This window comes from Variovorax sp. TBS-050B, from assembly GCF_029893635.1.
GTDB lineage: Bacteria > Pseudomonadota > Gammaproteobacteria > Burkholderiales > Burkholderiaceae_C > Variovorax.
This window is the reverse complement of the sequence record NZ_JARXYR010000002.1, coordinates 295427-317064: the sequence shown is the minus strand read 5'-3', so window position 1 is coordinate 317064 and position 21638 is coordinate 295427. Positions and strand designations below refer to the sequence as shown.

Genomic DNA, 21638 nt, shown 5'->3' with positions numbered 1-21638 from the left:
GCTCACAGCGTGCGCACCGGAAAGCGGTGGTGGTACCAGCTCGCGAGTCCCGTGATCGCGAGCGAGACCGTGAGGTAGGCCGCGCTCGCGAACGCGAAGGATTCGAAGCTGCGGAAGGTCGCGCTCTCGACCTGGCCGGCCTGGTACATCAGCTCGGCGACGCCGATCACGGTCGCGATCGAGGTGTTCTTCCAGAGGCTCAGCGTCTGCGAGATCAGCGGCGGCACGGTCACGCGCAGCGCCTGCGGCAGCACGACGCGGCGCATGGTGCCCAGAAAGCCGAAGCCGAGCGCGCGCCCGGCCTCGAACTGCACCGCGGGAATCGCGCGGATGCCGCTGCGGATGTCCTCGGCCATGAAGGCCGCGGTGTAGAGCGAGAGCGCGACGATGGCGCTGTAGGCCTCGATGTGGCCCTCGTAGAGCCGCTGCTTGATGCCCTCGGGCAGCAGCTCGGGCGCGCCGAAGTACCAGAACAGCATGTGCGCGAGCAGCGGAATGTTGCGGATCGACTCCACATACGCAAAGCCGAGCCAGCGCAGCGGCGCCACCGGCGCGAGCCGCAGCAGGGCGACCACCAGCGCGATCGGCAGCGCGCAGACGAGCGAGACGACGAGCAGTTGCAGCGAGAGCCACAGGCCCGCCACCAGCATGTCGTGGTATTGGCCGGTCAGCAGCAGCGAATAGTCGAACAGCGGCATGAGGGGCGACAGTATCACCGCGGTCGGTGTGGGTCGGTTCTTCGGGCGCGGACTTCCGGACGCAGAGGACGCGAAGGACTCGCGAAGGACGCGAAAGAAAACCTTGAAATTTTTCTTTCTCTCCTTTCGCGTCCTTCGCGGAATCTTCGCGTCCTCTGCGTCCGACTGCCCGCTCCCGCTCCCTCACCCCGCTCGAGCGAGGCGCCCCCGAAACGTCAATCGATCTTGTCGGTTTCGAGCTTGAAGTCGCGCGTCTGGAAGCCCGACGCCGTGTTCGGCCCATACCACTTGAGGAAGATCTTCTGCGCCTCGCCCGACTTCTCGAGTTCGCGCAGCGTGTCGTCCACCACCGCCTTGAGCGCGGTCTCGCCCTTCTTGATGCCGATCGCGAGCGATTCGGTGCTGAGGTTCTGCTTGAGCACCACGTACTTGGCCTTCTGCGGCCCGAGCTTGGCGTAGCTGCGCAGCAGCGCCGCCTCGTCGTCCACGTAGCCCACGCCCTTGCCCTGCTGCAGCGCCTGGAAGGCCTGCTGGCTGGTGTCGAAGGTCACGACCTCGGCCGTGGGCACGGCCTTGCGGATGTTCGGCTCCTGCGTGCCGCCACGGATGGTCAGCACCTTCTTGCCGGCGAGCTGGGACACCTCGGTGATGCCGCTGTCCTTCTTGACGACGGCCTTCTGGCCGGTCACGAAGGTGGTGAGCGAGAAGTCGATCTGCGCCTCGCGCTCCTTGTTGTGCGTGAGGCCCGCGGCCACCAGGTCGACGTGGCCCTGCTGCAGCTCGGGAATCCGCGCGGCCACGGCGATCTGCTTGAGCACCGGCTTCACGCCGATCTTCTTCGCGATCGCGTTCACCAGGTCGACCTCGTAGCCGACGATCTGGCGCGTCTTCGGGTCGATGAAGGTCGCGGGCTCGTCGGTGCCGAGCACGCCGACCACGAGCTCGCCCTTCTTCTTGATGTCGGCGAGCTGGTCGGCATGGGCGGCGCTGCCGAGCAGCAGGGCGGCGGCCGTCAGGGCCGCGGTCAGCAGGGTGTGGCGCATGGTGAGTCTCTTTCTCTCTGCGTGAGGGATGAATCGGGCGCGAACCATATCAATAAAACCCTGGATTATTAAATCGCGAATCGACATATGCATATGGATCAGCCCATGGGCCTGACCCCGGCATGGTCGCCGAGGGATACTCCCGGGATGCAGATTCAAGAAAAGCCGCCCTTCGACACGCCCTTCGAATGGATCGGCGGCGAGCCCAAGGTCCAGGCGCTGGTCGATCGCTTCTACGACCTGATGGAACTCGAGCCGGCCTATGCGCAGTTGCGCGCGGTGCACGGTCCCGACCTCGACAACGCGCGCCAGCGCCTCTTCTGGTTCCTTTGCGGCTGGCTGGGCGGGCCGCAGCACTACACCGACCGCTTCGGCCATCCGATGCTGCGTGCGCGCCATCTGCCGCAGAGCATCGGCGGCCACACCATCGGCATCAAGGAGCGCGACCAGTGGCTCGCCTGCATGGACCAGGCGATGGGCGAGACCGGCGTGCCCGAGGGCCTGCGCGCGCGGCTGCGCGACTCCTTCTTCCAGACGGCCGACTGGATGCGCAACCGCAACGGTTGACCCCCCGATACCCACGACTCCGAAAGACGCTTTCCATGAATTCCATCGTCATCATCGGCGGCGGCCACGCCGCGGCCCAGCTCTGCGCGGGCCTGGCGGAAGCCGGGCAGGGCGCGCGCGTGCATCTGGTCTGCGAGGAGGCCTGCGAGCCCTACCACCGGCCGCCGCTGTCGAAGGCCTTCCTGAAGAACGCCGAAGAAACCCCGCAGCCGCACAAGGCCGCCGACTGGTACCGCGAGGCCGGCATCACGCTGCACCTGGGCGATGCCGCCGTGGCGATCGACCGCGCGGCGCGCACCGTCACGCTGCGCTCGGGCGCGGTGCTGCCCTGGGAACACCTCGTGCTGGCCACCGGCACGCGCGCACGGCAGATGCCCGACCTGCCGCCGGGCCTGGAGAACGTCGCGAGCCTGCGCGCCGCCGACGAGGCGCACCGGCTGCGCGCGCGGCTGGCCGATGCGCAGCAGGTCACCATCCTCGGCGGCGGCTTCATCGGCCTGGAGGTGGCCGCGACCGCACGCGCGCTCGGCAAGCAGGTGCGGGTGATCGAAAGCGCGCCGCGGCTGCTGGGCCGCGCGGTGTCGCCCGAATTCTCGGCGCATGTGCTGGCCACGCACCGCGCGGCGGGCATCGAGATCGCGCTCGGCGCGCGCACGGGCGCCTTCGAGGTCGAGGGCGACCGGCTGCGCTCGATCGAGGTCGACGGCGTGAAGCATCCGGTCGACCTGCTGCTGCTGGGCATCGGCGCCGTGCCCGAGACCGCGCTCGCGCAGGCCGCGGGCATCGAATGCGCCGACGGCATCGTGGTCGACGCCCACATGCAGACCAGCGCGCCCGGCGTGCTCGCGGTCGGCGACTGCACGCGCTTTCCCGACCGCCGCGCGGGCCGCGCGCTGCGGCTCGAATCGGTGCAGAACGCGAACGACCAGGCGCGCACCGCGGTCGCGACGCTGACCGGTGCGGCGCGGCCGCACGATGCGGTGGCGTGGTTCTGGTCCGACCAGGGCGCCCTGCGGCTGCAGATGGCCGGCCTGATGCCCGCCGAGGGCACGCCCGGGCTCGCGAGCGTGCGCCGGCCCGGTCCCAAGCCCGATGCCTTCTCGCTGTTCCACTACGTCGATGGCCAGCTCGTGTGCGTGGAGTCGGTCAATGCGCCGGTCGACCACATGATGAGCCGCAAGCTGCTCGAGGCCGGCCGCAGCCCCGCGCCCGAAGCCGTGGCGGATGCCGCGGTGCCGCTCAAGAACCATCTGGCTTGAAGGACCGCGACCCGCGGCGCGGACCCGTGCGCTCAGCGCCGCGCCGGCGCGAGCAGCACCACGAGCGCGCCGGCACCGCCCTCGGCGGGCTTGGCCTGCACGAAGGCGATGACCTCGTTCTTCTGGATCAGCCAGCGCTGGGTCTTGGTCTTGAGCACCGGCTGGCGACCGGGCGAGCCCAGGCCCTTGCCGTGCACCACGCGCACGCAGCGCAGCCCCTGCTTGTGGGCATTGCGGATGAAGCCGCCGAGCGCCTCGCGCGCCTCGTCGCTGCGCATGCCGTGCAGGTCGATCTGGGCCTGGATGCTCCAGTCGCCCTTGCGCAGCCGCGCGGTCACGTCGGTGCCGATGCCGGGGCGGCGGAAGCTCATCGCATCGTCGACGTCGAGCAGCGTGGTCACGTCGAACTCGTCGGACAGCGATTCGCGCAGCACGCGCTGCTCGTCGAGCTGGTGCTGCACCGGAATGGGCGCCGGCGGCTCGGGCGCGAGCGCCACCACCGCCTTGCGCTTGAGCGGCGCCGTCGCGCCGATCGCGCGCGTGAACAGGTCCTTCTCGGCCGCGCGCCGGCGTTCGGCCGCGGCGCGCGCTGCGGCTTCGGCGGCCTCGCGCTCGCGGGTCTCGGCGATCGCGCGCTGCACCTTCTTCAGGTCCGCAAGGTCCTTGAGCGGCGCCGGGGCAGGAGGCTTGCGCGGCGCCATCAGAGCAGGCCCTGTTCGGCCATCGAGAAGCTCTGGCCGGCGCTGACGATGACGTGGTCGAGTACCCGCACGTCGACCAGCGAGAGCGCGGCGCGCAGCGTCTGCGTGAGCGACTCGTCGGCGCGCGAGGGCGCGATGCTGCCGCTCGGATGGTTGTGCGACAGCACCACGGCCGCGGCCTGGTGGTGCAGGGCGCGCACCACCACTTCGCGCGGATAGACGCTGGTCTGGTTCAGCGTGCCGCGGAACAGCTCCTCCAGCACGATCAGCCGGTGCTGCGCGTCGAGGAACAGCACCGCGAACACTTCGTAGGGCCGCGCGCCGATGTGCATCTGCAGGTACTGCTTGACCGCCTCGGGCGAATCGAAGACCGTTCGTTCCTTCAGGCGCTCCGCCATGGCGCGGCGCGCGAGCTCGAGCACCGCGATGAGTTCGGCGCGCTTGGTGTCGCCGCCCATGCCCTTGACCGTCTTGAGGTCTTCCGCGCTGGTCTGCAGCAGGCCCGCGAGGCCGCCGAAGCGTTCGAGCAGTTCCTGCGACAGCTGGAGCACGTTCTTTCCCGCGACGCCGGTGCGCAGCAGCAGCGCCAGCAGCTCGGCATCGGCCAGCGCAGCGGCGCCGCGCGCCATGAGCTTCTCGCGCGGGCGGGCGTGGGCGGGGAGGTCCTTGAATGCCATCGGAAAACCTGGTGAAACCTTGAAAGAGCGGGCGGAAGCCCCCGCTCCTTAAAATGCAGTCCAGTTTATCGGGACACCCGCCCTCTTTTGCCCACCTCCGCTGCACCCATGTCCCACGTCGTGAATTCCGGCTCCTTCCTGACCCTGCATTACCGCCTCGCGGGACCGGCAGGCGACATCATCAACACCTTCGCCGACAAGCCCGCGACCCTGTCGCTCGGCACCGGCGAGCTTTCGCCCGCGGTCGAGCAGCGGCTGATCGGCCTGGAGGAGGGCACGCACGCCACCTTCGAGCTGCCTGCCGGCGAGGCCTTCGGCGAGCGCAATCCCGAGATGCAGCAATGGGTGGCGCGCAAGCTGCTCGCGCAGATGGGCGATCCCGACGAGCAGTACGCGGTCGGCGACGTGGTGCAGTTCCCCACGCCCGACGGCGCCGGCAGCTATGCGGGCGCAGTGGTCGAATCGAACGAGACGGCGGTGCGCTTCGACTTCAACCATCCGCTCGCGGGCCAGCCCGTGACCTTCGAAGTCAAGCTGATCGGGGTGCTGTGATGTGCCCGCGTCCATCGCTTCGGGAGGCGCCATGAACCCCGGCATCGAGGAAGTCATCCTCGCCGAACCGCGCGGCTTCTGCGCCGGCGTGGACCGTGCGATCGAGATCGTCGAGCGCGCGATCGCCAAGTTCGGCGCGCCGATCTACGTGCGTCACGAGATCGTGCACAACACCTACGTTGTCAACGAGCTCAAGGCCAAGGGCGCGATCTTCATCGAGGACCTGGCCGAGGTGCCGCCCGGCGCCACGCTGGTGTTCAGCGCCCACGGCGTGAGCAAGGCGGTGCAGCAGGAGGCGCGCGACCGCGGCTTCGAGATCTTCGACGCCACCTGCCCGCTCGTGACCAAGGTGCACGTCGAGGTCGCCAAGCTCGCGAAAGAGGGCTACGAATTCATCATGATCGGCCACAAGGGGCACCCCGAGGTCGAGGGCACGATGGGCCAGCTCTCGAGCGGCATCCACCTGGTCGAGGACGTGGAGGACGTGGCCAGGGTCGCGCCCGCGCAGGCCGAGAAGCTCGCGGTGGTGACCCAGACCACGCTCAGCGTCGACGACGCGGCCGAGATCGCGGCGGCCGTGCGCGCGCGCTTTCCGAGCGTGCGCGAACCCAAGCAGCAGGACATCTGCTACGCCACGCAGAACCGCCAGGACGCGGTCAAGATCCTCAGCCCGCAGGTCGACCTCGTGATCGTGGTCGGCAGCCCCACCAGTTCCAACAGCAACCGCCTGCGCGAACTCGCGCAGCGCCTCGGCACCGAGAGCTACATGGTCGATTCGGCCGAGGAACTCAGGCCCGAGTGGTTCGAGGGCAAGACGCGCGTCGGCATCACCGCCGGGGCATCGGCGCCCGAGGTCCTGGTGCGCGACGTGATCGAGCGCGTGCGGGCCTTCGGCGCGGTGTCGGTCCGCAAGATGGACGGCATCGAGGAGACCATCAAGTTCCCGCTGCCCAAGGGGCTCAAGCTCGACGACATTCCACCACCGGGACACATCTCTTGATTCACGCGACAACCAATTGGCGCCTCGAGACCGAGGGCGCCGTGCGCAGGCTGCAGGCCGCTTCGGCGGGCTTCCTGCGCGAAACCCCGCTCTGGAAGCTGCCCGCGGGCGCCTTCGGCCTCGAGATTCCGCAGGCCGAGATCTGGCTCAAGCTCGAGCATCTGCAGGTGAGCGGCAGCTTCAAGGCGCGCGGCATGATGAACCGGCTGCTGGCCAACGAGATTCCGGCAAGCGGCGTCGTCGTCGCCTCGGGCGGCAACGCGGGCATCGCGACGGCCGCGGCGGCGCGGGCGCTCGGCGTGCGCTGCCAGGTGTTCCTGCCCGGCCTCTCGCCCGAGGCCAAACGCGCCCGGCTGCGCGCCCTCGGCGCCGAGGTGGTGGTCGTCGGCGAGGTCTATGCCGACGCGCTCGCCGCATGCCTCGCGCGGCAGAAGGAAACCGGCGCGCTGCTGACCCACGCCTACGACCAGCCCGAAGTCGTGGCCGGTGCCGGCACCCTGGGCCACGAGATCGAGACGCAGGGCGGACTGCCCGACGCGGTGCTCGTGAGCGTGGGCGGCGGCGGGCTGGTCGCCGGTCTTGCCGGCTGGTTCGAGCGGCGAGCCCGCGTGGTGGCGCTCGAACCCGAGCGCGCTCCGACGCTGTTTCGCGCACGCGAGGCCGGCGAGCCGGTCGACGTCGAGGTCGGCGGCATCGCGGCCGATTCGCTCGGCGCGCGGCGCATCGGCGCCATCGCCTGGGAGCTCACGCAGCAGCATGTGCAGAGCGCGCTGCTGCTGTCCGACGATGCCATTCGCGCCGCCCAGCAGTGGCTCTGGAAGGAAATGAAGCTCGCCGTCGAGCCGGCCGCCGCGCTGCCGCTCGCCGCGCTGCAGACCGGCGCCTACCGGCCGCGCGAAGGCGAGAAGGTGTGCCTGATCGTCTGCGGCGCGAACGTGGATCCCGCCACGCTGGCCTGAACCCCGGCCACCTAAAATCGCCCGATGCTCGACATCACCCTGCTCCGCAAAGACCTGGCCTCGGCCGTCGCCGGTCTCGAAAAACGCAAGAAGAACCAGCCCTACCTCGACGTCGCGGCCTTCACCGCGCTCGAGGCCGAGCGCAAGACCCTGCAGACCCGCACCGAGGAAATCCAGGCCCGCCGCAACGTGCTCAACAAGCAGATCGGCCCGCTGAAGGCCAAGGGCGAATCGGTCGATGCGCTGATGGCCGAGGTCAACGCGCTCAAGGCCGAGCAGGAATCGGGCGCGAAGCGCCTCGACGCGATCCAGCCCGAACTGCAGGCGCTTCTGCTGGCCGTGCCGAACCTGCCGCACGCCAGCGTGCCGGTCGGCGAGGACGAGACCGCCAACGTCGAGCAGCGCCGCTGGAGCCCGCAGGGCGGCGCCGGCGCATCGGCCGCGCCGCTGGGCTTCACGCCCAGGGACCATGTCGACCTTGGCGCGCCGCTGGGGCTCGACTTCGAGACCGGCGCCAAGCTCGCCGGCTCGCGCTTCACCGTGATGAAGGGCCCGATCGCCCGGCTGCACCGCGCGCTCGCGCAGTTCATGCTCGACATGCAGACGCAGCAGCACGGCTACACCGAGTGCTACGTGCCCTACATCGTCAACGCCGCCACCCTGAGCGGCACCGGCCAGCTGCCGAAGTTCGAGGGCGACCTGTTCGCCGCCAAGAAGGGCGGTCAGGACGGCGAGCCCGCGCCCGACCATTCGGCGCTCTACCTCATTCCGACCGCCGAAGTGCCGCTCACCAACTTCGTGCGCGACGAGGTGGTGGCCGAGTCGCAGCTGCCGATCCGGCTTACCGCGCATTCGCCGTGCTTCCGCTCCGAGGCCGGCAGCGCCGGCCGCGACACGCGCGGCATGATCCGCCAGCACCAGTTCGACAAGGTCGAGATGGTGCAGATCGTGCACCCCGAGAAGAGCTACGAAGCGCTCGAGCAGATGACCGGCCATGCCGAGGCCGTGCTGCAGGCGCTGGAGCTGCCCTACCGCGTGGTGCTGCTGTGCACCGGCGACATGGGCTTCGGCGCCACCAAGACCTACGACCTCGAGGTGTGGCTGCCGGCGCAGGACACCTACCGCGAGATCAGCTCGGTCTCGAACTGCGAAGCCTTCCAGGCGCGCCGCCTGCAGGCGCGCTTCAAGAACGCCCAGGGCAAGAACGAACTGGTCCACACGCTCAACGGCTCCGGCCTGGCCGTGGGCCGCACGCTCGTGGCGGTGCTAGAGAACCACCAGAACGAGGACGGCTCGATCCGCGTGCCCGCCGCGCTGCGCCCCTACCTGGGCGGCCTGGAAACGCTGCGGCCCTGAGCGACCGCGTGCAAAACCGCTCAATTTCTCTGCTAGAATCGCAGGCTCGACAGCACCGGAGAGGTGGCAGAGTGGTCGAATGTACCTGACTCGAAATCAGGCGTACGTGCGAACGTACCGAGGGTTCGAATCCCTCCCTCTCCTCCAAGAATGGCCCCGCAAGGGGCTATTTTTTTTGCTCGTCGCGCCGAATTCGCCCGTCATTGCTTTTTCCGATGGCGATATAGTCTGTCCTTGGACTGCGCGGTGGAATCGGGTATCCGGGCTCGCCGCCATGGCGTAAATGCATCTGCCTGTCCTGATTGCCGGGATCGGTAAATAGATTTGTCTTAATGTCAGCGCGGTAAAATGTTGCCCTCTTTTTCCGACGATCCATTTTTATTGTTGCTGCAGTCGCTCGCCGGCGAGCATGTTCACTTTTTCCCGAAATCGGGGAATGCCGGTGACGGATTTATTGCTCATGCAACCTACGAGTTGTTCAAGTCGTACGGAATAAAATTCACGGCGCATCATCAGACTGACACGGTTCGAAGTGGGACTGTGTTGATCGGCGGCGGTGGCAACCTCGTGGAAGGCCGATATGACGACGTGGCGGATCTGATCAGACGTCACGAAGCGGTGGACCGCATCATCTTGCTGCCCCATACCATCGTGGGCTTTGCGGATGTGCTTTCTCGTACCAAGCAGAATCTCACGGTATTCTGTCGCGAGCCCGTTTCCCATCGCATGGCATTGATGAACGGGGCCTCGGAGAAGAATACCCACTTGTCCCACGACGTCACATTCTTTCTGGATGACTCGTTTTTTGCCCGGTATTTTCAAGCAGGTTCCGGTTCTCTAAGCGCGTTTCGCACCGATGGTGAGGCGGCAGGCCGGATTCCTATACCGAGGGGAAATGTCGATATCTCCATGTCATGGAACGGAGATGTTTGGACTTCCGAGGAATTCTGCGGCCATGCCACGAACTCGATGGCTGCCTTCATCGCGCCATTCGAAATGGTTCGTACGGACAGATTGCATGTTTCGATCTTGTCCGCTTTCTTGAAAAAAAAGGTTTATTTGCTGCCAAATGCGTATTACAAAAATCGCGCGGTCTTTGAGCACTCGATGAGATCTCGATTTCCGAACGCGATTTTCGTGAATACCTCGGCGGATTCGACCGAACCGGACCTTGAAGGCCATGGCACGTTGCCAGACGCCGATGAGTCGGCGCGGGAACGGCGATGGAGGCTTGAGCTCGAAGAGGCTCGCGCTGTCATTCAGGAATTGAAAGAGGCACTCGAGCGAGAAACCACGCAGCGGGAAAAGCACCAGAGGGCGCTGCGATTGCAAAAGGACCGGTGGGACCTGAGCATGCGGGAGTTGAGAAGCGAGCTTGAAAACAGCGATGCGAGATGCCTTGCCGGAAAGCACCGTGAAGATGAGCTCCTGCTCGAGCTGGCTCGCACCCATGCAGAACTGAAAAAGGTGCTTGCCTCCTCCAGTTGGCGAATCACTCGGCCGCTCCGAGTGGTTGCAGAAGGCATTCCAGGCGGCTTCAAAGAACAGATCCGAAAGATCATCGGAAAAAGCAACTGACGAGGTTTGCGGCCGGCCCGTTCAAGTATCTATTGTTGTGACGACCAAATATGCGGCAGCAAGAATCGGTTAGTTCCCGTCTTCCCGGAGTCTCTCGAGAACTCGCAGAAGTCGGCATTCGCAGATTCGAGAAGCTGGCAATGTTCCTGAATCCAGGCCATGGCGGACTGCGAGCAGGCATGGGGACCGCGGGATCCGCGGCTCGCGACGAGGCCTGGGCTGCGCTGGAGGGGCGTGCCGCGTTCAGGCGAGAAGAAATTGCCCGCGCACTCGGATCCATGTCGCTTTCCGCGCCGGAAGCATTCGCTCTCGATGCGACTGTGGATCGGACGGCGCTCGTATCCAGCCTTCAGGAGAAGTGCATCTCGATCTACGTGAGCTCTCTAGGCAACATTTTCATGAAAGAGATTGCCGAGGACCTTGCGGCAGACCTCCGCAGTGCAGGCGTGAAGGTTGCACTGCTGGACGAGCGGGCGGAATCGAGAGCAGAGATGTCCTTGGGGATCGTGGTGGCGCCTCATGAGTTCTTCATCCTTGGTCAAGGACCGAGGTGGATGGAAGGCTCTTTCGTGGCCAACTCTTTCATGCTCAACACGGAGCAGTTGCAGACGCCCTGGTTCGCGCGAGCCCTGCCTGCGCTGTTGATGTCCCGCGGCATCCTGGATCTTTCGCCACAAGTGAGCTGCTTGCTTGCGCAGGCCGGGCTGCCAGCGCTGCACTTTGAGCCGAGCTCGAAGGTTCAGGCCTACGCCCTGGATGAAGCGGATGTGGACCATCCGCTTTTCAAAAGCCTCCCCGCGCAGGCGAGAAACAGGGACTCGCGCGCCCCCGATTGGTCCGCACGCCCTATCAGTGTTTCTTTTTTCGGCAGCGAGAGTGCGCGAAGAGATGCATTCTTTGCTCGCAACGCTGGTTTTTTTGCCAGAATTCCTTCATTCATTTACTACCGTCGTGCGTCGCGCGGCCCTATCCGTGCGGAAGCGGAGAATCAATCGTTGACTCGGCTGGCTGGGCATGTCGCTGGGCAATCGAAGATCAGTCTCAATATCCACCGAGACGAGTTTCCCTACTTCGAGTGGCATCGGATGGTTCGGCAGGGCATGGCATCGGGCGCTTTGGTTGTCACTGATCCATGTTTGCCCCATCCAGAGTTCAAACCGGGACAGCATTTCTTTCAGGAAGATGCCCGACATCTTCCGGCGTTGCTGGATTGGTTGATGTTCGATGTCGATGGGCAGGTCGAAAGCATGAGAGTCCGAGAGAACGCAGCAGCGCTGCTATCCCACGAACTGCGAAAGACGGCAAAAATCGACACTCTCTTGGCCTTTTTGGCGCAACACGAAAGTATTCAGCAGTGAATATCCGAATGACGCCTCGGCTGATTCGCCATGAAGTGGTCTACGAGAAAGTCCATCGCGCTCGGCCCGAAGCGCGCGGCATCACTGTAGCGGTCAGCCTCTACAATTACGCGCAGTTCGTCATAGAGTGCTTGGACTCGATATCGGCGCAGACACATCAAGATCTCGAGTTGATCGTGGTGGATGACCATTCCGTACGCGACGACTCCGTCGACGTCACAAGACGCTGGATGGAGCTGAACAGTGCCCGGTTCGATCGGGTTTCATTGCTTCGGCATGTTCAGAACCAGGGGTTGGCCGAGGCCCGAAATACTGCCCTTCGAGTACGCCCGGACGGACCCTGTATTCGTCATCGACGCGGATAACCAGATTTACCCTAGAGCGCTCGAACGGCTGCTGGAGGCTTTCAACGGCCGCGAATACGATGCGGCATATTCTCAGATCGAACTCTTCGGCAACCAGACCGGATTGGGGCTGGCGGATGTATGGAGCAAGAATCTTTTCCGATCCGGCAATTATGTCGATGCGATGGCATTGATCTCCAAGCGGTCGTGGTCACAGGTGGGTGGCTACTCTCACATCGAAAGCGGATGGGAGGATTTCGATTTCTGGTGCAAATTCGTGGACCACGGGATGGAGGCGATCTTTGTGCCGGAGATCCTGTGCCGCTACCGCGTGCACGGAGCTTCGATGCTGCGTACCGACACGATTGCTGCCACGGAGAGACTGAGGGTCGAGCTGACACTCCGCCATCCGTGGCTCGAGCTTTGACGTCACCGTCCTTGTGCACGCCCGATACAGGCGTGCCGTGCGGGCTATGACGACGCTGGTGGAATGGCCCGTTAAGATCGCCGTCATTTCGATCCTGCGAGCGATCGCTATTTCAACAACGAGGAGGCCCAGCGCCACATGGCCAATCCGTCGATCACGAGCGTGACACCGGTTCCGGCCTCCGCAGACGAAGCCGAATCGTGGGTCCGCGGCGAGTTGATCCGCAGCCTGATGCGTTCCGCGCGCGGTTCCTACCTCGTGTCGGCGGCGCTGATGCCCGCCATGGTCGGCCTGAACTGGAGCTACGTGCCGCGGTGGGAACTGCTCACCTGGCTCGCGGCCGGCCTCATCGCCACCATCTGCCGCGCATGGGGCGCGCGGGTCTATGCGGTGCGCTATGCGGGGCGCAGCGCCTCGGCGCAGCTGCAGTTCACCGAGCGCTATGGCTTCGTCTGGAGCACCAGCGCGATCGTCTGGGGCCTGTCGATCCTGCTGTTCTTCGAGCGCACGCCCCAGGTCAACCAGTTCATGAGCTGGCTGATCGTGGCCGGGGTGGGCACCTTTCCGCTCAACGGCCTGGCGCTGCATCCGCCGCTGCTCAAGCGCTACGTCAACACGCTGTTCATCACGATGCTCGGCGCGGTGCTGATCCGGCTCGTGAGCCTCAACATCGAGGAGCCGCATTTCCAGTACGGCTACCTGATGCCGATCCTGCCGATGCTGCACTGGTTCCTGCTGCTGCGCGCCGGCCGCCACATCCACGAGACGGCGCGCAACAGCCTGGAGCTGCTGTTCCACAACCACATCCTGATCAAGTCGCTCACGCAGCAGCGGCAGGCCGCGGTGTCGGCCGTGGCGATGAAGAACCGCTTCCTCGCGAGCGCCGCGCACGACATGCGGCAACCGGTGCTGGCGCTGTCGCTCTACGCCGACTGGCTGCGCAACGAGCCGGAACTGGTGCTCGAACTCGCGCCCAAGATCGTGCGCGCCACGCATGCGGTGAACGCGCTCTTCGATTCGATGTTCGACCTCGCGCGCATCGACTCGGGGCAGGTGCGGCTGCACATCGAGCGCGTCGACGTGGCCGAGCTGCTGCACGACCTCGAACTGCAGTACCGCCCGGTGGCCGAGAGCCGCGGGCTCGATTTCCGCGTGCACGTGACGGAAGGCAGCTTCCTCACCGATCCGATCCGCGTGCGCCGCATGATCGGCAACCTGCTCGCGAACGCGATCAAGTACACCACCCATGGCGGCGTGCTGCTGGCCTCGCGCCAGACGCGCGACGGCCTCAGGGTGGAAGTGTGGGACACCGGCATCGGCATCGCGCCCGAGCATCTGCGCGACGTGTTCCTGGAGTTCTACAAGGTGGCCGACCACGCCGGCACCTCGGACGGCTTCGGCCTCGGCCTCGCGATCGTCGCGCGGCTCTCGCACGTGCTCGGCCATCCGGTCAGCGTGCGCTCGCGCCTGGGCAGCGGCAGCGTCTTCCGCGTGGCGCTGCACGACGCCGACGAGGCGGTGGCGCAGGCCCGCGTCAGCGCCTCCGGCGGCTGATCGCAAGCAAGCCGCGCCTTTCCACCCTACGCACCCACCAACGCAAAACCGCGCCGAAGCGCGGTTTCTGCAGCGGGAGCCCCGCCTCGACGCGAGGCGCCGTCCGTGCCGGTGTTGCCCGCCCGCGAAGGGCAGTGCCTCCTCAGTTCCCCGACGACAGCAAGCCGTTCGTGCGCGCGTAGTGCAGCGCCTGCGTGCGGCTCTTCACGCCCAGCCGGCGGAACAGGCGCCACAGGTGCACCTTGACCGTGTGCTCGCTGATCTCGAGGTCGGTCGCGATGTCGCGGTTGCTCATGCCCTTGTCGAGCATCGCGATCAGTTGCGTCTGGCGCTTCGAGAGCTTGCTGTTGCTCGCCAGGGCCGGCTCGTCGGCTTCCTCGGAGCCGGCCATCAGCAGGCCGCGCAGCGCCGCCGCGAGCTCGGCCGAACTCGCCGACTTCTCGATGTAGGTGTCGGCGCCCGCTTCGATGCAGGCGTCTTCCATGTCCGCGGCCGGCGCCGCCGAGTAGACGGCGATCGGCACGTTCGGATAGACCTGCTTGACCGCGACCACGCCCGAGACGCCGTTGGTGTCCGGCAGCTTCAGGTCGAGGCAGAACAGCGTGGGCGCGCCGCGCTGCGCCACGGAGCCCGCGAGCTTGTCGAGGCGGTCGAGTTCAACGATGTTCTCGGCCGGCCGAAGGCGTCGCAGCACCATCACGATCGCGTCGCGCATCAGGGGGTGGTCGTCGATGACATAAATGCTCATGTTTTCTTCCTCGTTGGTGATCGCCCGTCGTCTTCTCTTCTGGTCACTCTCCGGCACTCGGCCGCGGGAGGGAGCTCAGCTTCCGTTGCCAGCGGATGCCGCCTCCGCCAGTGCTTCCAGCGCTTCGCTCGCAGCGCGCAATTCTTCCGTGCCCGCCGGCTCGAGCTGGTCCGCGAGCGCGGACAGCGCCGCGCCGCGCTGCTGCTGCAGGGCGGCAATGGCGCGCCCCGCCTCCTGCGGCGAGACGAAGCCGCGGCTCTGCAGCAAGGCGGTGCCCTGCGCGTCGAGCAGCTTGAAATAGAACATGCCGTCGCGCTCGCGGTACTGCTTGAAGCTCGGCTTCGAGGCCTTGGCCGCCTTGCGCGCGCCGCCCTTGTCGCGGCCCGCCGCCAGGTTGCGCAGCCCGACCGCGTGGCGCAGCTCGGTCATGAAGGGGCGCGAGAGCAGGCGCGCCTTCTCGGCGCCGGCGAGCAGGATGCGCTCGATCTGCGCCGGGTCGTTCATGAGCGCTTCGTAGCGCTCGCGCAGCGGCGCCACTTCGCGGTCGATGCGCTCGAACAGCAGCTGCTTGGCGTCGCCCCAGGCGATGCCATCGGCATAGGCACGGCGCAGGGTCTCGGTCTCTTCGGCGCTCGCGAAGGCCTGGTAGATCTGGAACAGCGCCGAGCCCTCGGTCTCCTTGGGCTCGCCCGGTGCGCGCGAGTCGGTCACGATGCTTGCAATCTGCTTCTGCAACTGGGCGCGCGGCGCGAACATCGGGATGGTGTTGCCGTAGCTCTTGCTCATCTTGCGGCCGTCGAGGCCGGGCAGGGTGGCGACGGCGTCGTCGATCTCGGCCTCGGGCAGCGTGAAGTGCTCGCCGTACTGGTGGTTGAAGCGCTGCGCCATGTCGCGCGCCATCTCGATGTGCTGCACCTGGTCGCGGCCCACGGGCACCTTGTGCGCGTTGAACATCAGGATGTCGGCGCCCATGAGCACCGGGTACATGAAGAGGCCGGCCGTCACGTCGGCGTCCGGGTCCTCGCCCTTGGCGATGTTCTTGTCGAGCTGGGCCTTGTAGGCATGGGCGCGGTTGAGCACGCCCTTGCCGGTCACGCAGGTGAGGAACCACGTGAGCTCGGGGATCTCGACGATGTCCGACTGGCGGTAGAAGGTCACGCGCTCGGGATCGAGCCCGCAGGCGAGCCAGCTCGCGGCGATCTCGAGCGTGGAGCGCTGGATCAGCGCCGGGTCCTGCACCTTGATGAGTGCGTGGTAGTCGGCCAGGAAGAAGAAGCTCTCCACGCCCGGCGCCACGCTCTGCCGCACCGAGTGGCGGATCGAGCCGACGTAGTTGCCGAGGTGCGGCGTGCCCGACGGCGTGATGCCGGTCAGGACGCGCAGGGGAGCGGAGGAAGACGTAGCCATGAGAGAAGGAACTTAACGCAGCAAAGCCGTGAGCGGGGAAATAAGCAGGTTCAGGACGGCGTATCCGGCATCCATCAGCGGACGCAGCCAGAAGGTGCTGACGATGCCCGCGAGCACCAGGCCCATCACGATGAAGAAGCCGAAGGGCTCGATGCGCGCGAGGAAATTCTGCGCCGGTCCGTTGGGAAGCAGGCCCGCGAGCACGCGGCCGCCGTCGAGCGGCGGCAGCGGAAAGAGGTTGAAGGCCCACATCACGAGGTTGACCAGCACGCCGCCCTGCGCCATCTTGATGAAAAAGGTCTCGTCGACGCCCGCGGCCAGCAATGCCACCAGCAGCAGTGCCCACAGGATGGCCTGCACGAAGTTCGATGCGGGGCCCGCCAGCGCCACCCAGATCATGTCGCGCTTCGGATGGCGCAGCCGGCCGAAGTTCACCGGCACCGGTTTGGCATACCCGAAAAGGAAGGCACCGGAGGTCGCGAAATAGAGCATCAGCGGCATCAGGATGGTCCCGATGGGATCGATGTGCTTCATCGGATTGAGGGTCACGCGGCCCATGACTTCGGCGGTGTTGTCGCCGAAGTGGCGTGCCACATAGCCGTGCGCCGCCTCGTGCACGGTGATGGCGAAGATCACCGGCAGTGCGTAGATCAGGACGGTCTGTATGAGGTTGGAGATATCCACTGGGCGATTGTGTCAGACAGCGTGAAGGCTTCGATGCCGCTCGTCAGAGGCCGAGCACCGCCAGCGCGCCGCGGCCCTGGCGCACGACCAGGGGCTCGTCGCCCGTGCCCATCGGCGTGAGATCGACCACGGTGGTGGGTTGCGAAGGGCAGGCGCCCGCGTCGATCACGGCGGCGATCTGCTTCTCGAAGCGCTCGCGGATCGCCTGTGCATCGTTCATCGCCTCGGTCTCGCCGGGCGGGATCAGCGTGGTGGCCAGCAGCGGTGCGCCATGCAGTGCGAGCAGTTCGCCGAGCACGCGGTGGTCGGGCACGCGCAGGCCGATGGTCTTGCGCTGCGGGTGGCTCACGCGGCGCGGCACTTCCTTGGTGGCTTCGAGCAGGAAGGTGTAGGGGCCGGGCGTGGCCGCCTTCAGCAGCCGGTACTGCTTGTTGTCGACGCGCGCGTAGTTGGCCAGTTCGCTGAGGTCGCGGCAGATCAGCGTCAGGTGGTGCTTCTCGTCGACCTGCCGGATGCGGCGCAGCGCGTCGACCGCGTCCTTGTCGTCGAGATGGCAGGCGAGCGCATAGCTCGAATCGGTGGGCACCGCCACGATCTCGCCGCGCTGCAGTAGCGTGGCGGCCTGCTTGAGCAGGCGCTGCTGCGGGTTGTCGGGATGGACTTCGAAGAACTGGGCCATGGGGAGGACTCCGGGTCAGGATTCAGCGGGTTCGATCGGCACGCGGCGCTCGCGCACCGTGAGCCAGGCGCCGGCGGCGCCGCAGACGGCGATCATCGCCATGCCGATCAGCGAGAAGCGGTCGGGCACGTGCGAGAACACCAGCCAGCCGCCGAGCATCGCGAACGCGATCTGCGCGTAGAGGTAGGGCGTGAGCGTGGAGGCCGGCGCGCGCTGGTAGGCGAGGATCAGGATGAAGTGCCCCACCGTGCCCATGAAGCCCATCAGGCACAGCAGCGCCCACCAGTGCCACGAGGGCAGGGCGGTCCACACGAAGGGCAGCGCGAGCGACGCGAGCAGCGTGCCGACCCAGCCGGTGTAGAAGTGCATCGTGAGCGGGCTCTCGGTCTGCGCCAGCTTGCTCGTGAGCACCTGGAACCAGGCGTTGGTCAGCACCAGGCCGATCGGCAGCAGCACGGCCCAGCTGAAGGCGTCGCCGCCGGGGCGCAGGATCACCAGCGTGCCGGCGAAGCCGCCGGCCACGAGCGTCCAGCGCAGCGCCGAGACGCGCTCCTTGAGCGTGGTGGCCGCGAGCAGCGTGATGACCAGCGGCGCGATCAGCACGATCGAGGTGAACTCGGCCAGCGGCATGTAGCGCAGGCTCAGGAAGGCCAGCGTGCTCGAGGCCAGCAGCAGCGCGCCGCGCAGCAACTGGTAGCGCGGGTGCTGCGTGCGCAGCAGCGCGACGCCATGCATCGGCAGCAGCACGGCCGTGGTGGCCACGGCCTGGAAGGCATAGCGGAACCAGACGCCCATCAGGATCGGCACCGCGGCGGTCGAGGTCTTGGTGGCCGTGTCGAGCGTGGCGAAGCAGGCCACCGCCACCAGCACCATGCCGATGCCCGCGAGGATGCGTTCGGATTCGAGGTCGCGCGTCTCGCGCGCCGCGGCGCGCGCCTGGGCCAGTGCCGCGGTGGCCGCGCTGTCGGTGCCGGGCCCGGGGGACTGGCTCACTGCTGGATGCGGTCGCTGAGCAGTTCCCACACCGGCGTGAGCGCACCGGGCAACGGTGGCAGCTGGCCGAGGTCGCAGTGGCTTTCGTCGGGGCTGTGGAAATCGCTGCCGCGCGAGGCGGCGAAATCGAACTCGAGCGCCTTGTCGGCGTACTCGACATATTCGGCCGTCGTATGGCTGCCGGTGACGACCTCGATCGCCTGCCCGCCATGCGCCTTGAACTCGAGGAACAGCGCGTATTCCTCGTTCGCGGTGAACTTGTAGCGCCCGGGGTGGGCGATGACCGCCATGCCCTTGGCGGCCGTGATCCATTGCACCGCGTCCTTCAGCGTGGCCCAGCGGTGCGGCACGTAGCCGGGCTTGCCTTCGGTCAGGAACTTGCGGAACACCTCGGGCGTGTCGCGGCAGTGGCCCTGCTCGACCAGGAAGCGCGCGAAATGCGTGCGCGAGATCAGTTCGGGGTTGCCGACGAACTTGAGCGCGCCTTCGTAGGCCCCGTGGATGCCCACGCGCGCCAGCCCCTCGGCCATCTCCATCGCGCGCTTGCCTCGGCCGCCCCGGGTGTCGTACAGGCCCTGGGTCATCGCGGCGTCGTCGGGGTCGAAACCCAGGCCCACGATGTGCACGGTCTCGTTGGCGAAGGTGACCGAGATCTCGGTGCCTGTCAGGTAGCGCATCCCGTGCGCGCGGGCCGCGGCGGCCGCGCGGTGCTGGCCGCCGATCTCGTCGTGGTCGGTCAGCGCCCACAGCTCCACGCCGTTGGCCGCGGCGCGCGCGGCCAGTTCTTCGGGCGTCAGCGTGCCGTCCGAGACCACGGAATGGCAGTGCAGATCGGCGTTGAGAATGGAGGACACCACGGCATTCTATTGGGTATGGAACGCCGATGCGGGCGCATGGATGCTATTGGGGTTGCTATTAAATAAATAGCATTAATGCAACGTGCCATGGGCGCTAGCGCTTCTTGCGAAAAGCCGCCCAGGCGGCCACCGCGGTGAAGCTCGCGACGATCGCCACCACGATCCAGAAGCCGTGCCTGTGCTCCGCCAGCGGGATGCCGCCCACGTTCATGCCGAACAGGCCCGCGAGGATGTTGATCGGCAGCGCGAGCACCGTCACCACCGTGAGCACGAACAGGCTGCGGTTGTTGTCCTCGTTCACGTTGGCGGCGATTTCTTCCTGCAGCAGCTTGATGCGCTCCTGCAATGCCTGCATGTCGCGCAGCACCACCGAGAACTCCTCGGTCGAGGCGCGCAGCGCCTGCGCATCGGGTTCGGCCATCCAGGCCGGCGGCCCCTGCAGCAGGCGGAACAGGGCGGCCGGCTCCGGCGCGAGCAGCCGCTGCAGCCGCACCAGCAGCCGGCGCAGCACGCCGAGCCGCGCGCGCTTGTGGTCGAGCCGACCCGCGAGCAGCTCGTCCTCGATGCGGTCGATGCGGGCCGTGACGCCGCGCACGATCTTCACCAGCACGTCGGCCTGCGCGCGCAGCAGATGCTCGAGCAGCTCGGTGCTCGAACGCGGCGCGTCGCCGGCCTTCACTGCAGTGCGCAGCGCATCGACCGAGCGCAGCGGCTTGGCGCGCGCCGTGACCACGAGCCGCGGCCCGACGCTGATCCAGAGCGTGGAGATGTCCGAGGGCTCGAAGCTGAATTCGAAATGCACGTCGTTGATGACCGCGATCAGCGAGTCGTCGGCGCGCTCGATGCGCGTGGAGGGCAGGCCCTCGTGCAGCGCTTCGTAGAAGGCGTCGGAGAGCCGCGCATGGCGCAGCAGCCAGCGCTCGGCCTGGGCGTGGCTCAGGTTGAAGTGCAGCCAGAGGAAGGCGGGGCCGGCCGGCGGTTCGGCGCCGAGCCAGGCCGCGGCCTGCGTCGAGTCGATCGCGTGCACCGGCGCGGGCGCGTCGGTGTCGAACAGGTAGCCGCAGATCAGCCCGGCTTCGTCGCCGCCGTACGAATTGGCGGCCAGGTCATGGAGTGCCGGCAAGGTCTTGCGTGTGCGTTGGTGGCGTGGGAACATGGTGTTCGCCCCGTGTGACAACTTCGTGTCAGCCGCGGCCGGCCGTCACGCAACCGTCATCCGGGCCGGGCAGCATGCCCCGTTCCATGCGACTTCCCTTGCCTGCCATGACGATGCCGACGCCGGACCACGAAGACCTGATGCAGCGCATCGCGCGCGACCTGATCGACAGCTACGACGAGGAGCTCGAACTCGAGATTGAGGACCGCGACATCGACGAGGCGGGCCAGGGCGTGCGCGCCGGCGACAAGGCCGCGCGGCAGCTCTATTTCAAGGAGCTGTTCCGCCTGCAGGGCGAACTGGTCAAGCTGCAGGACTGGGTGCAGCACAGCAGGCAGAAGGTGGTCATTCTTTTCGAGGGCCGCGACGCGGCGGGCAAGGGCGGTGTCATCAAGCGCATCACCCAGCGCCTGAATCCGCGCGTGGCGCGCGTGGCGGCGCTGCCCGCGCCCAACGATCGCGAACGCACGCAGTGGTACTTCCAGCGCTATGCGGCGCACCTGCCGGCCGCGGGCGAGATGGTGCTCTTCGACCGCAGCTGGTACAACCGCGCCGGCGTCGAGCGCGTGATGGGCTTCTGCACCGACGACGAGTACGAGGAATTCTTCCGCACCGTGCCCGAGTTCGAGAAGATGCTCGTGCGCTCGGGCATCAAGCTCATCAAGTACTGGTTCTCCATCACCGACGACGAGCAGCACATGCGCTTTCTCGGCCGCATCCACGACCCGCTCAAGCAGTGGAAGCTGAGCCCGATGGACCTCGAGAGCCGCCGCCGCTGGGAGGAATACACCAAGGCGAAGGAAATCATGCTCGAGCGCACGCACATCCCCGAGGCGCCCTGGTGGGTGGTGCAGGCGGTCGACAAGAAGAAGGCGCGGCTCAACTGCATCAGCCATCTGCTCGGCCAGCTGCCCTACCAGGAGGTGCCGCATCCGCCCGTCGAACTGCCCGCGCGCGAACGCCATGCCGACTACCTGCGGCAGCCGGTGCCCGCGAGCATGATGGTCCCCGAGATCTACTGACCGGAGGGGCTGGCACACT

Annotated in this window: 22 protein-coding genes and 1 tRNA gene; 12 read left to right on the top strand and 11 right to left on the bottom strand. The window is 66.8% G+C overall.

Annotated elements, in window-relative coordinates:
• Positions 1 to 2: 2 nt before the first annotated feature.
• Both M2165_RS04355 and M2165_RS04350 read right to left on the bottom strand, forming a co-directional pair.
• Positions 3 to 698, bottom strand: coding sequence for an amino acid ABC transporter permease (locus tag M2165_RS04355; RefSeq protein ID WP_280817466.1), 696 nt, complete (start codon positions 696 to 698; stop codon positions 3 to 5).
• 215 nt (positions 699 to 913) lie between these two features.
• Positions 914 to 1741, bottom strand: a complete 828-nt coding sequence (locus tag M2165_RS04350) for an ABC transporter substrate-binding protein (RefSeq protein WP_280813455.1) — start codon at positions 1739 to 1741, stop codon at positions 914 to 916.
• 147 nt (positions 1742 to 1888) lie between these two features.
• Between M2165_RS04350 and M2165_RS04345 the strand changes: the two genes are divergently transcribed.
• Both M2165_RS04345 and M2165_RS04340 read left to right on the top strand, forming a co-directional pair.
• A complete protein-coding gene (locus M2165_RS04345; protein WP_280813454.1) occupies positions 1889 to 2308 on the top strand; it encodes a group II truncated hemoglobin in 420 nt (139 codons plus the stop codon).
• 35 nt (positions 2309 to 2343) lie between these two features.
• Positions 2344 to 3567, top strand: coding sequence for an FAD-dependent oxidoreductase (locus M2165_RS04340; protein ID WP_280813453.1), 1224 nt, complete (start codon positions 2344 to 2346; stop codon positions 3565 to 3567).
• Between the two features lie 32 nt (positions 3568 to 3599).
• On the opposite strand, the gene M2165_RS04335 is transcribed toward M2165_RS04340, so the two are convergent.
• Positions 3600 to 4268, bottom strand: a complete 669-nt coding sequence (locus M2165_RS04335; protein WP_280813452.1) for a Smr/MutS family protein — start codon at positions 4266 to 4268, stop codon at positions 3600 to 3602.
• Positions 4268 to 4945: a DNA repair protein RadC gene (gene radC, locus M2165_RS04330; RefSeq protein WP_280813451.1), complete on the bottom strand. Its 678-nt coding sequence runs from the start codon at positions 4943 to 4945 to the stop codon at positions 4268 to 4270. The genes M2165_RS04335 and radC overlap by 1 nt, the downstream gene beginning before the upstream one ends.
• 108 nt (positions 4946 to 5053) lie before the next feature.
• Here radC and M2165_RS04325 point away from each other — a divergent pair, with 108 nt between their 5' ends.
• From M2165_RS04325 to M2165_RS04285, 9 genes are all read left to right on the top strand, one after another.
• Positions 5054 to 5497: an FKBP-type peptidyl-prolyl cis-trans isomerase gene (locus tag M2165_RS04325; RefSeq protein ID WP_280813450.1), complete on the top strand. Its 444-nt coding sequence runs from the start codon at positions 5054 to 5056 to the stop codon at positions 5495 to 5497.
• A 31-nt stretch (positions 5498 to 5528) separates the two neighbouring features.
• On the top strand, positions 5529 to 6497 hold the full coding sequence (gene ispH / locus M2165_RS04320; RefSeq protein ID WP_280813449.1) for a 4-hydroxy-3-methylbut-2-enyl diphosphate reductase: 969 nt from the start codon (positions 5529 to 5531) through the stop codon (positions 6495 to 6497).
• Entirely contained in the window at positions 6494 to 7456 is a 963-nt protein-coding gene (locus tag M2165_RS04315; RefSeq protein WP_280813448.1) for a threonine/serine dehydratase, read from the top strand. The genes ispH and M2165_RS04315 overlap by 4 nt, the downstream gene beginning before the upstream one ends.
• A 24-nt stretch (positions 7457 to 7480) precedes the next feature.
• Positions 7481 to 8812, top strand: a complete 1332-nt coding sequence (serS, locus tag M2165_RS04310; RefSeq protein WP_280813447.1) for a serine--tRNA ligase — start codon at positions 7481 to 7483, stop codon at positions 8810 to 8812.
• 57 nt (positions 8813 to 8869) lie between these two features.
• Positions 8870 to 8959: transfer RNA gene (locus tag M2165_RS04305), tRNA-Ser, on the top strand.
• A 201-nt stretch (positions 8960 to 9160) separates the two neighbouring features.
• The gene (locus M2165_RS04300; RefSeq protein ID WP_280813446.1) at positions 9161 to 10390 is read left to right on the top strand and encodes a polysaccharide pyruvyl transferase family protein; all 1230 of its coding nucleotides are present in this window, start codon (positions 9161 to 9163) and stop codon (positions 10388 to 10390) included.
• A gap of 140 nt (positions 10391 to 10530) precedes the next feature.
• Positions 10531 to 11748: a hypothetical protein gene (locus tag M2165_RS04295; protein ID WP_280813445.1), complete on the top strand. Its 1218-nt coding sequence runs from the start codon at positions 10531 to 10533 to the stop codon at positions 11746 to 11748.
• Positions 11749 to 11991: 243 nt separating this feature from the next.
• Positions 11992 to 12519, top strand: a complete 528-nt coding sequence (locus M2165_RS04290; RefSeq protein WP_280813444.1) for a glycosyltransferase — start codon at positions 11992 to 11994, stop codon at positions 12517 to 12519.
• 138 nt (positions 12520 to 12657) lie between these two features.
• The gene (locus tag M2165_RS04285) at positions 12658 to 14073 is read left to right on the top strand and encodes a HAMP domain-containing sensor histidine kinase (RefSeq protein WP_280813443.1); all 1416 of its coding nucleotides are present in this window, start codon (positions 12658 to 12660) and stop codon (positions 14071 to 14073) included.
• 142 nt (positions 14074 to 14215) lie between these two features.
• On the opposite strand, the gene M2165_RS04280 is transcribed toward M2165_RS04285, so the two are convergent.
• The 7 genes from M2165_RS04280 to M2165_RS04250 all read right to left on the bottom strand — a co-directional run bounded on the left by M2165_RS04280 (position 14216) and on the right by M2165_RS04250 (position 20564).
• Positions 14216 to 14821: a response regulator transcription factor gene (locus M2165_RS04280; protein ID WP_280813442.1), complete on the bottom strand. Its 606-nt coding sequence runs from the start codon at positions 14819 to 14821 to the stop codon at positions 14216 to 14218.
• A 75-nt stretch (positions 14822 to 14896) separates the two neighbouring features.
• Entirely contained in the window at positions 14897 to 16228 is a 1332-nt protein-coding gene (locus M2165_RS04275; protein ID WP_280813441.1) for a tryptophan--tRNA ligase, read from the bottom strand.
• Positions 16229 to 16240: 12 nt separating this feature from the next.
• Positions 16241 to 16912 carry a site-2 protease family protein gene (locus M2165_RS04270; protein ID WP_280813440.1) on the bottom strand — a complete coding sequence of 224 codons (672 nt, stop codon included), beginning with the start codon at positions 16910 to 16912 and terminating at the stop codon, positions 16241 to 16243.
• A gap of 43 nt (positions 16913 to 16955) precedes the next feature.
• The gene (locus M2165_RS04265) at positions 16956 to 17591 is read right to left on the bottom strand and encodes an L-threonylcarbamoyladenylate synthase (RefSeq protein WP_280813439.1); all 636 of its coding nucleotides are present in this window, start codon (positions 17589 to 17591) and stop codon (positions 16956 to 16958) included.
• A gap of 15 nt (positions 17592 to 17606) precedes the next feature.
• Positions 17607 to 18584 (bottom strand): DMT family transporter, encoded by a 978-nt coding sequence (locus M2165_RS04260; protein WP_280813438.1) that lies wholly within the window; start codon positions 18582 to 18584, stop codon positions 17607 to 17609.
• Positions 18581 to 19438, bottom strand: coding sequence for a 3',5'-nucleoside bisphosphate phosphatase (locus tag M2165_RS04255; protein ID WP_280817465.1), 858 nt, complete (start codon positions 19436 to 19438; stop codon positions 18581 to 18583). Before M2165_RS04255 ends, M2165_RS04260 begins: the two co-directional genes overlap by 4 nt.
• A 97-nt stretch (positions 19439 to 19535) precedes the next feature.
• Positions 19536 to 20564 (bottom strand): transporter, encoded by a 1029-nt coding sequence (locus M2165_RS04250; protein WP_280813437.1) that lies wholly within the window; start codon positions 20562 to 20564, stop codon positions 19536 to 19538.
• A 140-nt stretch (positions 20565 to 20704) separates the two neighbouring features.
• Here M2165_RS04250 and ppk2 point away from each other — a divergent pair, with 140 nt between their 5' ends.
• Positions 20705 to 21619, top strand: coding sequence for a polyphosphate kinase 2 (gene ppk2 / locus M2165_RS04245; RefSeq protein ID WP_280813436.1), 915 nt, complete (start codon positions 20705 to 20707; stop codon positions 21617 to 21619).
• Positions 21620 to 21638 lie beyond the last annotated feature (19 nt).